The sequence below is a fragment of the Cellulomonas oligotrophica genome (assembly GCF_013409875.1).
Classification (GTDB): domain Bacteria; phylum Actinomycetota; class Actinomycetes; order Actinomycetales; family Cellulomonadaceae; genus Cellulomonas; species Cellulomonas oligotrophica.
In genome coordinates this window covers 3,961,610-3,974,259 of the sequence record NZ_JACCBK010000001.1, presented here as the reverse complement: position 1 = coordinate 3,974,259, position 12,650 = coordinate 3,961,610, and the positions used below count along the sequence as shown (strand labels likewise).

At 71.2% G+C, this 12,650-nt stretch carries 18 protein-coding genes; 3 read left to right on the top strand and 15 right to left on the bottom strand.

The features are described 5' to 3' along the window. Positions 1-2: 2 nt before the first annotated feature. Both BKA21_RS18250 and BKA21_RS18245 read right to left on the bottom strand, forming a co-directional pair. On the bottom strand, positions 3-620 hold the full coding sequence (locus BKA21_RS18250) for a hypothetical protein (protein ID WP_140460389.1): 618 nt from the start codon (positions 618-620) through the stop codon (positions 3-5). A gap of 172 nt (positions 621-792) precedes the next feature. Continuing rightward, positions 793-1,089 (bottom strand): hypothetical protein, encoded by a 297-nt coding sequence (locus tag BKA21_RS18245; RefSeq protein WP_140460388.1) that lies wholly within the window; start codon positions 1,087-1,089, stop codon positions 793-795. A gap of 392 nt (positions 1,090-1,481) precedes the next feature. Here BKA21_RS18245 and BKA21_RS18240 point away from each other — a divergent pair, with 392 nt between their 5' ends. Further along, the gene (locus BKA21_RS18240; protein ID WP_218887026.1) at positions 1,482-2,096 is read left to right on the top strand and encodes a hypothetical protein; all 615 of its coding nucleotides are present in this window, start codon (positions 1,482-1,484) and stop codon (positions 2,094-2,096) included. A gap of 99 nt (positions 2,097-2,195) precedes the next feature. On the opposite strand, the gene BKA21_RS18235 is transcribed toward BKA21_RS18240, so the two are convergent. Beyond that, positions 2,196-2,681 (bottom strand): hypothetical protein, encoded by a 486-nt coding sequence (locus BKA21_RS18235; protein ID WP_140460386.1) that lies wholly within the window; start codon positions 2,679-2,681, stop codon positions 2,196-2,198. A gap of 83 nt (positions 2,682-2,764) precedes the next feature. Then, positions 2,765-3,076, bottom strand: a complete 312-nt coding sequence (locus BKA21_RS18230; protein WP_140460385.1) for a hypothetical protein — start codon at positions 3,074-3,076, stop codon at positions 2,765-2,767. A 69-nt stretch (positions 3,077-3,145) separates the two neighbouring features. Between BKA21_RS18230 and BKA21_RS19825 the strand changes: the two genes are divergently transcribed. Next, positions 3,146-3,274 (top strand): hypothetical protein, encoded by a 129-nt coding sequence (locus tag BKA21_RS19825; RefSeq protein ID WP_257023435.1) that lies wholly within the window; start codon positions 3,146-3,148, stop codon positions 3,272-3,274. Between the two features lie 118 nt (positions 3,275-3,392). Here BKA21_RS19825 and BKA21_RS18225 read toward each other — a convergent pair whose 3' ends face one another. From BKA21_RS18225 to BKA21_RS18210, 4 genes are all read right to left on the bottom strand, one after another. Continuing rightward, positions 3,393-3,722: a hypothetical protein gene (locus BKA21_RS18225; RefSeq protein ID WP_140460384.1), complete on the bottom strand. Its 330-nt coding sequence runs from the start codon at positions 3,720-3,722 to the stop codon at positions 3,393-3,395. A gap of 267 nt (positions 3,723-3,989) precedes the next feature. Continuing rightward, positions 3,990-4,712, bottom strand: coding sequence for a hypothetical protein (locus tag BKA21_RS18220; RefSeq protein ID WP_140460383.1), 723 nt, complete (start codon positions 4,710-4,712; stop codon positions 3,990-3,992). A gap of 214 nt (positions 4,713-4,926) precedes the next feature. Next, positions 4,927-5,298 (bottom strand): SCO4402 family protein, encoded by a 372-nt coding sequence (locus BKA21_RS18215; RefSeq protein ID WP_140460382.1) that lies wholly within the window; start codon positions 5,296-5,298, stop codon positions 4,927-4,929. Positions 5,299-5,482: 184 nt separating this feature from the next. Continuing rightward, positions 5,483-5,770, bottom strand: coding sequence for a hypothetical protein (locus BKA21_RS18210; protein WP_140460381.1), 288 nt, complete (start codon positions 5,768-5,770; stop codon positions 5,483-5,485). 187 nt (positions 5,771-5,957) lie between these two features. Between BKA21_RS18210 and BKA21_RS18205 the strand changes: the two genes are divergently transcribed. After that, positions 5,958-6,716: a MerR family transcriptional regulator gene (locus BKA21_RS18205; RefSeq protein WP_140460380.1), complete on the top strand. Its 759-nt coding sequence runs from the start codon at positions 5,958-5,960 to the stop codon at positions 6,714-6,716. Positions 6,717-6,735: 19 nt separating this feature from the next. Here the strand turns inward: BKA21_RS18205 and BKA21_RS19135 are convergent, their stop codons facing one another. From BKA21_RS19135 to BKA21_RS18170, 7 genes are all read right to left on the bottom strand, one after another. Then, positions 6,736-7,143 carry a hypothetical protein gene (locus BKA21_RS19135; protein ID WP_203793523.1) on the bottom strand — a complete coding sequence of 136 codons (408 nt, stop codon included), beginning with the start codon at positions 7,141-7,143 and terminating at the stop codon, positions 6,736-6,738. A 107-nt stretch (positions 7,144-7,250) separates the two neighbouring features. Next, positions 7,251-7,535 carry a suppressor of fused domain protein gene (locus BKA21_RS18195; protein ID WP_170209111.1) on the bottom strand — a complete coding sequence of 95 codons (285 nt, stop codon included), beginning with the start codon at positions 7,533-7,535 and terminating at the stop codon, positions 7,251-7,253. Between the two features lie 662 nt (positions 7,536-8,197). Next, positions 8,198-8,761, bottom strand: a complete 564-nt coding sequence (locus BKA21_RS18190; protein WP_140460378.1) for a suppressor of fused domain protein — start codon at positions 8,759-8,761, stop codon at positions 8,198-8,200. A gap of 119 nt (positions 8,762-8,880) precedes the next feature. Next, on the bottom strand, positions 8,881-9,177 hold the full coding sequence (locus BKA21_RS18185) for a hypothetical protein (RefSeq protein WP_140460377.1): 297 nt from the start codon (positions 9,175-9,177) through the stop codon (positions 8,881-8,883). A gap of 7 nt (positions 9,178-9,184) precedes the next feature. After that, positions 9,185-9,439, bottom strand: a complete 255-nt coding sequence (locus BKA21_RS18180; RefSeq protein ID WP_239072952.1) for a hypothetical protein — start codon at positions 9,437-9,439, stop codon at positions 9,185-9,187. A gap of 76 nt (positions 9,440-9,515) precedes the next feature. Beyond that, entirely contained in the window at positions 9,516-11,090 is a 1,575-nt protein-coding gene (locus tag BKA21_RS20050; protein ID WP_140460376.1) for a gluconokinase, read from the bottom strand. 41 nt (positions 11,091-11,131) lie between these two features. Then, complete coding sequence (locus BKA21_RS18170; RefSeq protein WP_140460375.1) at positions 11,132-12,520, bottom strand: GntP family permease; 1,389 nt, start codon at positions 12,518-12,520, stop codon at positions 11,132-11,134. Positions 12,521-12,650: the final 130 nt, after the last annotated feature.

Genomic DNA, 12,650 nt, shown 5'->3' with positions numbered 1-12,650 from the left:
CCTCACCGGCCAGAACCCTGCGACCGGACGTTCTCCCAGAACTCGCGGACCTCATCTTCGGCAAGCTCCACACCCCAGCCCGCGGGCGAGCGGATCGAGCCCAAGTCAAGGTCCCGCCCGAACACGGGCACCGGCGTTCTCGACCAGGGGCCGGAGTCCTGCGGCGTGCAGAGCAGGGCGATCTCCCAGTCTCGCTGCCCCAACAGAGCCCACTTCCCCGACGAACCCGCGATCGCGATCACGTCTGCCGTGTACGCAAGTGCGCCGGTGGCGTCGCCACCCGGCTCGAGCCGGAGGCCCTCGACGTAGCCCGCCTCGAGCGAAGCAGTCTCGACTTGGAAGCCCGGGAGAATCCCGTAAGCATCGCTGTAGTACCCCACATCGGGATCGAGGACCACCGTCGCGACAGCGTGGTCGTTGTACGTCCGGGCCAGGGCGAGGAGCACCGCGGCGAAGTCACCGCCCAAGACCCGGTCATACTCAATGACGTGACTGAACGCCCGTTGGGGGCGGAACGGCCACGCCGGCAAACGTGCCCCGAGTTCCACCACCACACCGACGGACTGCGCCAGGCGATCGAACTCGATCTGGTCCGTAGCGAACTCCGCGAGACCGGCCATCACGCGAACCTCAGCCGCAACTTGAGCGTCGTACCGGAGCCCGCCTCAGCGACGTCCGCCGACCACCCGCTGCAGCTACCCGATCGCTGTCGGAGAACGTACCGGGCACCGTTCTGCTCGAAGATCTGCACTGCACCATCCCTAGATACCCAGGAAGCCCACCCGTTCAGGGTCAAGCCGGTCTGCGCTCTGCAAAATCCTCCAGTAGACCAAGGAGAATCGTCGTCGCATCAGCATCGCGAACCGGACTGCCTGCCGGGACCGAGTCCATGACGACACTCCACCATCCTCTTCCTGTCTCGTGGCCGAGGACCCGCTCGGCCACCCAGCCGTCGAAGCCATCAAGCATTCGCCCATCACCGGCGCTCGCCAACCCTGTCACGAAGGCGACGACCGAGGCGTAACGGTCGTCGGGCAGGTACATCCTTCGGCGGTGGCGCAGATGGAAGCATGCCTCCTGGAGATCCATCGCAACCTCACCTTCTCGAATCAAAGCGAAGACACTCGCCATCGGCGCAATACCCTCGATACAGATCCCAAAATCGGGGGATATCGCTGGGCCGCGAGACGGGAGTGGCCTGAGCGGCAGCGCGATCATGGTACGGCTGCACCGGGCTTGCGCGACGGGCAGGCATCAGGCGCGAGCCGCGGGTCTGCGATCAGGCAGACCACGGATCCAATGGCGACGGTCTCCTCCGAAGGAGATCGTGCGACTCGGTCCCCAAGCTGCCGAGATCAGGGATCGGGAGCGGTACGCGCGTGGTTGCATGAGCGATGACAGCCGCCGACGTCGCTCGTTCCCTCCTCACCATCGATGCGCTCCGCGCCCGGTGCAGGGCCCTCGCGATGCTGGACGCGGTGATGAGCCCCGCGCGGGCAGCCCGGTACTTCACGTTCGACGGGCACTGGGGCCCCGGCGAAGAGCTGGCCGCCATGCGCAACGGGTCCGGCGACGAGTGGTCGATCGTCTTCTCCGCGGCGGGCGCCCTCGTCCTCGGCTTCGACCACGAGTCGGAGATGAGCCCTGCCGTCACCGGGCACCTGTGGCCCGGTCTGGTCGAGGAGGTCCCGGAGGCCTTCGCCCGTCATCTCGACGAGCCGTCCTTCGGCCTCGACGGCACGCTCCTGGCGACGGTGTGTCTGTGGCGCCGCGCGGACGACACCCGTTGGTGCAGCGGGGAGATCACGTACCCGCCCGAGGCGGACGGCGACCCCGACGGAGCGACCTTCCTGTTCGAGGTGCTGCTCGACGAGACCCCCGGTACGTACCAGGAGTTCTCCGAGGAGTACTACGAGAAGACGGTCGACACCGGCGCGGTGCAGGCGGTCCTGACGCTCGAACCGATGACCGCAGACCTCGCACTCCGCCTCAACCCGGACGTCGACCTCGGGGCTCTCGGCAGGGACGCAGCCGACCCGGGCTGGCCGTCCGTCGGCTTCCCTCCGGCCGAGGCGACGGCCCTCGCGCCGAGGTGACCGTCCTGGGGCCGCGTCGCCGCGACGATGTCTCGGCGTCCTCGCACGGCGACCCGTCTGACGGCCGGGTGACCCCCGCGCCGCCCACCGCGTCGAACGTCAGGCGCCGGCCACCCACGTCCGGGTGAACGCGCTGCGCTCGGCGACCGAGGGTGCGATGTCGTGCAGCGCCCTTGCCACGTCCGCGACGAGGGCGTCGAGCATGGCGAGGAGCTCGCGCCGGTCGATCCTCTCGACGTCCGGCGACGGCTGCCAGGTCGCCCGTGAGCTGCAGCGGATCACCACGTCGTCGGCGTCTGCCGAGAAGACGAACGTCGCCTCGATGCCCGGAGGGTAGAGGTCCAGCTCGACGTCCTGCCCGGACCTGATGCCGGCGACGACGTCAGGCAGCTCTTCCAGGAACGCGGACATGTCGTAGCCCACCTGGAGCGGCCACGGGTCACGCCCGAACCCGACGAGCACGAACCGGCCCGCTGCCACGTCGTCGAGGAGCGCGCACGCCACGATCACGTCGGTGAAGTAGTCCCCGTGCACCTCGAACGGGCCGGCGTGCGGCGGCACCTCGGCCGCCGCTTCGAACGCCACGCGGAACACCATCAGCGGCTGCCCCCCCTACTTCCCGGCGTTGCGTGCCGGACCCGGCCGCCAGGCGGAGGCAGCGCCGGCCGTCATGCCCGGCTCACCCTGCGCGCACGAAAGCCCCGCCCGATCTCGATGTCGTCCGCGAGCACGCTCGCTCGGACCGGCCGGCGCGCATCGTCGAGAACGACCACCAGCACACGCTCACCGACACCCGCAGTGCCCATCTTCGCGTGGTCGATGAACACGTCCGTACCGCCATCGGCGCGCGCTCCGGCGCCCCACGGCTGGAGGGCGACCACCTCGACCATGAACTCGTCGTGCAGCACGGCGCCACCCTCCCACGGCCAGGACGTCACCGACCCGGACTCGACGCGGGCGACGTCCACCAGCAGGTGCACCTCACTCCGCCGCTCCCATGACGACTAGTGCGGCGGCCGCCGCCGCGGCGACCGGACGACGTTCGAGTCGTGCATGAGAACGCCGCCGCACGCGCACCGTGGGACGCGTGGGACGCCGCACTGGACCGGTACCGGGTTATGGACGTCGATGCTGCGACGTACGACGCCGCCCTGCTGGAGAGGCTGCGGCCGACGTGACAGCCCCTCGTCCGGCCTTCCACGTCGATGTTCACGGTCCACTTCACCCGCTACGGCGAGACGGGCTTCGAGCACCACGAGCAGGGCACGTCGCCATCGCCACGCAGTCCGGCTCGCGTCACAAGCCAGCCCGCTCCCGCACGGCGGTGATCGTGGCTACCCAGCCGGCCGCGACCCGGGCCCGATCATCAATCGCGACATGGATGCCGGCGCTGCTCCCCACGGCGAAAACCTGATCGGCGATGTCCGCCGTCAGGATGTGATTGAAGTTAAAGGAGCCTTCGAAAGCGAACCACGCAAACTCCGCACCGGCGTCGAGAGCAGCCGCGAGCCAGGCTGACACGAGACCTTCCGCGCCCGATGGCACCGCGTCGAAGGCCAGGTCCCACTCATAGCACTGACGGCCGCCGAGCCGTCGATCGAGATCTTCGAGGCGGTATCGCCGCACGTCCCGAGGCTGGACCTGACCCCCTACGCGCTCAAGTGACGCGATGGAGGCATCGGCAGGAAAGACCGCGAAGAGAATGAGCGTCACGCCCCGCCCAGACCACGAGACCGCCTGGGTGAACCGACTCACGGCAACCCCCACTGTGCCATCTGCGCTGCGCCCAGGACGAGTGCGAAGAGCACGCTGCCCTGGCACGGTCCCGTCGTGGCGACGAAGTCGACCACCTGTCTACCGCCCGCCTCACCGGCGAAGACTCGTGTCATCGCCTCACCGATCCTCCCGTCGAGGGCCCCCGTCGGCGCCCGGGACCACTCCCTCACGCACCAGCTGCGGAACCCTCTCGAACCGGCCCACGAAGTACCCGCTGACGGTAAACCCGTGGCCAGTGAGCGCGGCCCTGATCTCGCGTGCCTGCGCCGCCGCACGGGCGACCAGGTGGATGCTGGCGGGAGCCCGCCCTCGACCATTGAGGCCGTACGAGGAGACGGCAACGAGGTCATCGCTGGACCACCACTGCGACAGCTCGCCCGACGCGTCACCGTCCAGGCTCAGGCCTCCCACGGCCCGCACCACCTCGGCGGCGTCGGCACCGGTCACGATCGCGGAGTGCGGCCACCCGTGGAGGGCAGCCCATGCTGCCGCTTGCTCGAGCACGAGCTCGACCGAGTCGAGCATGACGTTGAACTTGTCGTGCCACGCGGTACCGAAGCGGCCGTCCGAGTCGAACAGGAGCGTGCACTGCGCCGTCGGGTGCCTGGCCCCGCGGTACACCAGCCGCCCGTCCGATGCGCGCCACACCGGGTCGACCCCGTGAAGCCCGAGCCGGATCTCACCCTCGAGCGGACCCCCGACCACCGGGACCGTGAGACCCCCGTACGTCCGCTCGAACTCGACCACCGTGGGCAACCGTGCGACGAATGCCGGCTCCATTGCCGCGACGAGGTGCGGGTCACGCCGGAGCGTCGGGAACATGAGGCCCAGATCAGCCATGCCGAAACTGGCACGCGCAGCACCGGTCCCGTGCTCTTGGATGAACTGCCTCGCCCGCTCGGACAACCCGGTACTCACGTCGGACCTACGCCGAGGTAGCCGACAAGCCTCACGCAGGACGGGCTCACTGGACGGCCGTTCGGACGTCGGGGGCCAGATCCTCGGCCGTGCGCGCAACGCTTGTCCCGCGTTGGCGTCGACCCGCAGGTGCACGTCACTCTGCCGCTCCCATGACGACGAGGGCGGCGGCTGCTGCTGCAACGACGTCCGACCACCGCGGATCCGCGGTGTAGACATCGTCGGACGCGTCCTGCAGATCGTCGATCATCGGTCCGAGTGCCGCGTGGAGCGCCGTGAACGCCTGCACCTCGTGCTCGAAGAGGACCGCCCCGACGACGACCGACGGTTCGGGGACTACCAGACAGTCGTCGTACAGGACGTGCACGTTCAGGGTCAGGTCGTCGTAGTAGCTCACGCCCTCCTCGTAACGCCCCCACACGACCCGCTGATGGTCCACGTCAGCGAGCGACCGAAGAGCATCGATCACATAGTCCCGCATCTGGGGAAAAGTCACCGAAGCCTTCACAGCCCGCTCCTGACCGACGGTTCATAATCTTCAGCCCGCGATGCTTCTTGATGCGAGCCGCGATTTCGCCCATGGCAGCCGCCCGCAGACCCGGTGCTGAGAAATCCACCATGAAGGCATGGGCCTCGCCGCCCGGGCCTGGCTGCGCGAAGGCCATGACAGTCCCATTGCCTCGACAGAATCGTCACGTCATCCTGCCGACCACCAGACCGCTCGGGAGCTTGAGCACCCAAGGATCCAGATCGGTGTCCGGGGTCGCGATCAGCGTCCCGGTCGAGAAGCTGAACCTGACCGCAGAACCCTCCTGCCGCACGGCGTCCAGGGTGCCGCCGACCAGATCCCAGACCCAATCCTCGATGTCATCGGCCTCCCAGGACAGGGGACGTCCAGCGACCGCGCCCTCCCAGGGGCAGGCGATCGTCAACGACCAGCCCTCGCCGAACAGAGTCAGGATCGGGTCCTGAACCTCCACGCCCTCGACGCGAACCGGGAGCCCGGCATCTGGGGAAAGCACTGCATTCAGACCTTTCAGCGCATGAGTCGCGGAGCAGACTACTCGGGGATCGCTGTCCCTCCGGGGAGGTCGAGGCTGTTGACATTGACGCTGCGTCAGCTCCTACCGTCGTCCAGGCACGCACGACACGACGGGAGGGACGACGATGCAGGCCTCGATCCAGGAGATCGCCCGGCTCACGGGGGTCACCAGCAGGACCTTGCGCCACTACGACGCCGTCGGCCTCCTGCCGCCCACACGGACGGGCTCCAACGGGCTGCGCTGGTACGACCAGGACGCCCTGGTCCGCCTCCAGCGGATCCTGCTGCTGCGCGACCTCGGACTGGGGCTGCCCCAGATCCGCGACGTGCTCGACCGCCAGACCGACGAGACCACGGCGCTGCGCCACCACCTCGACTGGCTCGACGCCGAGCAGCAGCGCCTGGCCCGCCAGGCGGCGTCCGTCCGCGCCACCCTGACCGCACGCACGAACGGGGAGACCCTCATGACCGAGCAGATGTTCGACGGCTTCGATCACACCCAGCACAAGGACGAGGTGACCGCCCGCTGGGGCGCCGACGCGTACGCGACGTCCGACGCGTGGTGGCGTGGCATGTCCGACGCCGAGCGCACCACCTGGAAGGACGCCGCAGCGACCCTCACGCAGGACTGGATCGCCGCCGCCTCCGCCGGCACGGACCCCGCCTCGCCCCAGGCGCAGGCGCTGGCCGCGCGTCACCTCGACTGGCTGGCGTCGATCCCGGGCACGCCCCGCACACCGGCGGGCACCCCTGACCCGGAGTACGTCCGCGGCCTCGGGGACATGTACGTCGACGACCCGCGGTTCGCCGCCACCTACGGCGGGCCCACCAGCGCGGCTTTCGTCCGCGACTCCCTGCACCACGCAACCGACCCGGCTCGCTGACGGGCGGCCGCCGCCGATCTCAGTACCACTCCTCGAGCCTGAGGAGGACGCGGCGCTCGAGCGCGGCCACGTCCTCGGGCGCGAGCGGCGGCGGCCGCCAGCTCAGCTGTCGCATGCGGGTGAGGGCCGGCCCGGGGATCGCGACGCCGTACGTGCGGACGTAGTAGGAGGCCTCGCACCTCCAGATCCAGACGCCGTCGGTCGCGATCGAGGACCCGCCCATGACGGCGTCGGGGACGCCGCTGATCGTGTCCCGGTCCACGCACATCCACGCCACGACGAGCGGGGCGCTGTCCAGGTAGTCCGCGACGGCGGCCCGCTCCTCTCGCGGAATCGCGTCGACCAGCCGGCGCAGGTCGTACGCGGAGCCCTCCTCGCTCCGGTCGTACGGCGAGAACACGCCGAGCCCCATCGGCTCCCGGAGCATCCGTCCCACCATGTCACCCATGTCCCCTCACCGGGTCGTCCCGTGCGCGGAGCGCACCCTGCTGCGCGGCCGTCGGGATGCCGATCGTGACGCTCGGCCGTGTCGGCTCACACCACCGACGGGCGGCGGACGTCCACCAGGTCGGGGTCGCGGGCCACGAGGACGTCCTCGAACGGGTCCCACCCCTGGGTCGCGACGTACTGGTGCTCCGCCGCGGAGATCGGGACGAGCCACGCGATCATCACGGGGTGGCCGTTCTCCTCGACCACCGCGAACGCGTCGTCGAGGTACACGGGGCCGGTGACGTAGAGGGCGGGCTTGCCGGCCTCGACCAGCGGGTCGACGTGGACGTGCAGCACCTCGCCCCGCAGGAGGGGGCCCTGCTCGAGCACGTGCAGGCCGGCGTCGGAGACGGGTCGCGGCGGCGATGCGGTCCTGGTCGGGCAGGTCGTCCGGAAGGAGCAGCAGCAGCTCCTGACGGATCGGGTGGCCGTCGAGCGCGGTACAACCGGGGAAGCGGTTCAGCCCGAGCGTCGCGTACGCGACCGAGCGCGGCACGGGTGAGCCGTGCCGCACCACCTGGAAGGGCAGCTGCTCACCGTCCGGGGCGAGGGCGCGCGACCCCATGACGATCTCTCCGAGCCATCGTTCGAGATGCTCGACGAGCACGGATCCTCCCCTCGCTCCCCCGGGTCCCGGTGGTGGGCTCCGCCCCGGGGAGTCGTCCCCGGCGCGTTCCGGCGCTGTGCACCGTACCGGCAGACGACCAGGTCAAGAGGGGGTTCGCGCCTCGCCGCGCGCATACTCCGCGTGCGCGGCGACCGGGCGTCCGCCAGGACGCCGGAGTCGGACGAGAGGCACTTCTGGTGGGCGATGCCCGGGGCTCAGTCGCCGTTGAAGACGAGGTAGCGGTGCGGTGTCCTCATCACGATCTCGATCTGCTGACGGACGTCTTGCGCAGGCCGCGCAGCGCGACGCGTCCAGGGCCGGTGGACCGAGCGCGCCAGGTCGAGCCCCTGCCACCATCCGTCGCACGATCTCGTCCGCCACGGCGTCAGACGGCCGACGGGCGGTAGAGGTCGACGAGGTCAGGGTCCTCGTGCAGGAGCAGGGCCTCGAACGCCTCCCAGCCGTACGTCGTCACGTACTGCTGCTCGGCGGCGGTGACGGGCACGACCCAGGCGATGACGACGGGCTGACCGTCCTGGTGGGCGACGGCGAACCGGTCGTCGAAGAAGACGGGCAGGGTGACGTAGAGGAACGGCTTGCCGGCGGCCAGCAGCGGCTCGGCGCGGGTGGGGACGACCTGGCCGCGCAGGAACGGGCCGTCGCGCAGCACCGCGAACCCCGCGTCGGCGAGGGCGTCGAACGCGGTGCGGTCCGCCTCGACGAGGTCGTCGGGCAGCAGCAGCATGAGCTCCTGGCTGATGGGGTGCCCGTCGAGGGACCGCCCGCCGAGGTACCGGTTGACGCCGACGGTCACGTACGCGGCCGACTGCGGGACCGCGTTGCCGCCGTGCCGGAACACCTGGAACGCCAGGCCGCCGAACTGCGGGTCGTCGACCCGCCAGCCACCGACCATCTGACCGAGCCAGCGCTCGAGGTGCTCGACGAGCACGTGCCCACCTCCGACGTCGCGACGCCAGGTGCCGGAGAGGTCCGACCACCTGCGCCGATCACCGTAGCGGGCGCGAGCGGTGCCGGGGGCCCCTCGGTCGGGTGTGACTGGCCGGTGGATCAGGCGGCGGAGTACCGCTGGCGGGCCGCCTCACCCGTGGTACCGAGCGCCTGCCCCACGACGTTCCACGACAGCCCTTCGGCCCGCGCGCGGGCGACCGCGTCACGAACGGCGCGCTCAGCCTCGTTGGCCAGGTACGCGCGGCGGGCGGCGGCCCGGCGGATCTCGAGGAGCAACGGCGAGGTCGGGACGAGCGCAGCAGGCTCGACCATCTCGGCCGCAACCGCCATCGAATCGCCCCACGCCTCGATCTCTGCGCGCTCCTCGGGCGTCAGGCGGAGTTCATCGATGCCCATCTGCCCCTCACCTTCCCTCGTCGTGGAGCAGGAACTGGTTCCGCGCAGCCATCGCGTGGAAGACCACGAACCTGAAACCCCATCGGGCACGGTGCCCGATCTCCAGCAATCCCCCGTCACGCCCGGGTCCGATCGTCATCACCCAGTCGTCCGTGTCGAAGCTGCGCACGGCGAACGCGAGCGCATGCTCGATGTCAGCCTCCTCGATCCCAGGGCGCTTGAGTGCGCTCGGCAGGACCAGGATGCCTCTGTCGTCGTCCACCTGGCAAGCCTACTTGCCAAGCCACCTTCCATCGGACGCCCTGTGGATGCCCGCGCACCGAGAGGAGCGACCTCGACTACGGGCCCGGGGCGGTGTCGAGCGGGAGGGACGGGGCGAGGCGGCGCAGGGCGCGGTAGGTGGGGACGAGGGCGTCGTACAGCTCGGAGAAGACGGGCAGCAGCGAGCGGTACAGCTCGGCGGCCGCGGGGCGCGGGTGCACGGTGCGGGTGATCTCGACCATGTCCTCGACGACGTCGATGCTGGGGACCAGGCCGACGGCCTCCATGCCGAGCAGGGCGGCGCCGAACCCGGAGCCCTCCTGGCCCTGCGCGAGGTGCACGTCCATGTCGAAGGCGTCGGCGAGCACCTGCTGCCACAGGTCGGAGCGCATGACGCCGCCGGTGGCGCGGACCTGGGAGATGTCGAGGCCGGCGGCGCGCATGGCGCGCAGCACGGTGGCGAGCTGCAGGCAGACGCCCTCGACGGCGGCGCGCAGCAGGTGCTCGCGGCGGTGGGCGCGGGTGAGGCCGACGTAGGCGCCGCGGGGCAGGGCGCTCCAGTGCGGGGCCCGCTCGGACAGCAGGTACGGGAGCATGAGCAGCCCGCCGGAGCCGACGGGTGCGCGCGCGGCGATCTCGAGGAGCTCGGCCTCGTCGGCGGTGTCGGGGGCGAGGGTGTCGTGCGCCCAGCCCAGGACGACGCCACCGTTGTTGATCGCGCCGCCGACGACCCACCGGGTGGGTGTCAGGGCGTAGCAGAACACGCCGCCGAGGGGGTCGACGGCGGGGCGGTCGACGACGACGCGCAGGGCGCCGGACGTGCCGAGGGAGCAGGCGGCGACGCCGGGCCGGACGGCGCCGACGCCGAGGTTGGCCAGGGGGCCGTCGGCGGCGCCGACGACGACGCGGGTGCCGACGGGCAGGCCGGTCGCGGCGGCGGCGTCCTCGCCGAGGGGCAGCACGTGGGTGGTGGGGACGAGCTCGGGCAGCTGCTCGGCGGTGATGCCCGCGAGCGCGAGCGCCTCGTCGTCCCACCGCAGGTCGGCCATGGTGAGCAGGCCGGTGGCCGAGGCGGTGGAGTGGTCGACGACGAGGGCGCCGCACAGCCGCCACAGCACGTAGTCCTTGATGCCGACCCAGAACCCGACGCCCTCGCAGAGCTTGGGCTCCTGCTCGTGGAACCACACGAGCTTGGGCAGCGGGGACATGGGGTGCAGGGGGGTGCCGGTGCGCTGGTGCAGGGCGAGCCCGCCGGTGGCGGCGCGCAGGCGTTCGGCCTGGGCGGCGGCGCGGGTGTCGCCCCAGGTGACGGACGGGGTGAGGGGGTCGAGCGTCGGGGACAGGCCGAGCAGGGAGTGCATGGCGCTGCTGAACGACAGGGCGGCGACGCGGTGCGCGCCGACCTGGCTGACGACGTCCCGCACGCAGGTGCGGACGGCGTCGACGATGGCGTCGGGGTCCTGCACGGCGTGGCCGGGGTGCGGCTCGTCGAGGTCGATGCCCCGGGACGCGGTCGCGAGCTGGCGGCCGCGGGTGTCGAACGCGACGACCTTGGTGCTGGTGGTGCCGAGGTCGACACCGAGGACGACGTCGGCGCGCGTGCCGGGGGTCGCGCTGGCGCTCTCGGCGGCGGTGCTGGTCGGGTGCGGCACGGCGGGCCTTCCGGGTCGGGCGTCGCGGACGGGTGCGGGGGTCAGACGGTGGACGCGACGCCGTAGACGACCAGCACCACGGCGAACGCGACGACGGACTGCAGGGCCTGCTGGACGGTCCAGGTCTTGAGGGTCGTCTTGACGTCCATGCCCATGAGGCGGCCGACGAGCCAGAACCCGGAGTCGTTGACGTGGGAGGCGAACACGGACCCGGCGGCGGTGGCCAGCACGATGCAGGCGACCTGGAGGGTGGTGAAGTCCCCGGCGGCGACGGCGGGGGCGGCCAGGCCGGCGGCGGTGACGAGGGCGACGGTGGCCGAGCCCTGGGCGACGCGCAGCAGCAGGGCGATGAGGTAGGCGGCGACGATGACGGGCAGACCGACGGACTCCAGCGCGGAGGAGAGGGCGTCGCCGATTCCGGAGGCGCGCAGCACGCCGCCGAACATGCCGCCGGCACCGGTGATGAGGATGACGGAGCAGACGGGGCCGAGGGAGGAGTCGAGGACCTTCTCCAGCGCGGTCTTGTCGACGCCGCGGCGGGTGCCGAGCACGACGGACGCGACGAGCACGGAGATCAGCAGCGCGACGCCGGAGGAGCCGAGGACGGTCAGGGCCTGCACCCAGCCGGCCTCGGGGTCGACGACGCCGGCGGTGCCGAGGGCGTCGAGGCCGGTGTTGAGGAAGATCAGCACGAGCGGCAGCAGCAGCACGCCGACGACGGTGGCGACGCGGGGCGGATCGGTGGGCTGGTCGTCGTCGACGTCGCCGAAGAGCGCCGGAACGGGCAGGACGATGCGCCGCCCGACGAACAGGCCCCACAGGTAGCCGGCGACGTACCAGGTGGGGACGGCGAGCAGCAGGCCGACGAGCAGGACGATGCCGAGGTTGGCGCCGTAGAGCTCGGTGGCGGCGACGGGCCCGGGGTGCGGGGGCACGAAGACGTGCATGACGGAGAACGCCGCGGCGGCGGGGATGCCGTAGAGCAGCACGTTGTCGCCGCCGAGGCGCCGGGCGACGGCGAAGATGATCGGCAGCATGACGATGAGGCCGGCGTCGAAGAAGATCGGGAACCCGAGCGCGAGGGACGCCAGGCCGAGCGCGAGCACGGCGCGCTTCTCGCCGAACACCCCGACGAGGGCGTCGGCCAGGACGCGGGCGCCGCCGGAGTGCTCGACGAGCTTGCCGAGCATGGCGCCGAGGCCGATGAGCAGCGCGACGCTGGCCAGCGTGCCGCCGAACCCGTCGAGCAGCACGTCGACGAGCGACCCGGTGGGGATGCCGGTGGCGACCGCCGTGAGGAGCGAGACCACCACGAGGGTGAGGAACGCGTGCACCCGGAACCGGATGACGAGCACGAGGATCAGCGCGATCGCGCCGGCGGCGATGCCCAGGAGGGGGCCTGCGCCGAGGGTCTGCGTCCAGTCGTCCATGTCGGATCTCCGTCGATCGAGGTGGGCCGGGCGTGGGCGTCCGTCCCATCGTGGGGTCGGACGACGCCGCCCGCCCACGCTGCCATAAAGTATGACTATTGCCAACCGGGCTGGTCCCGGCCCCGCCGCA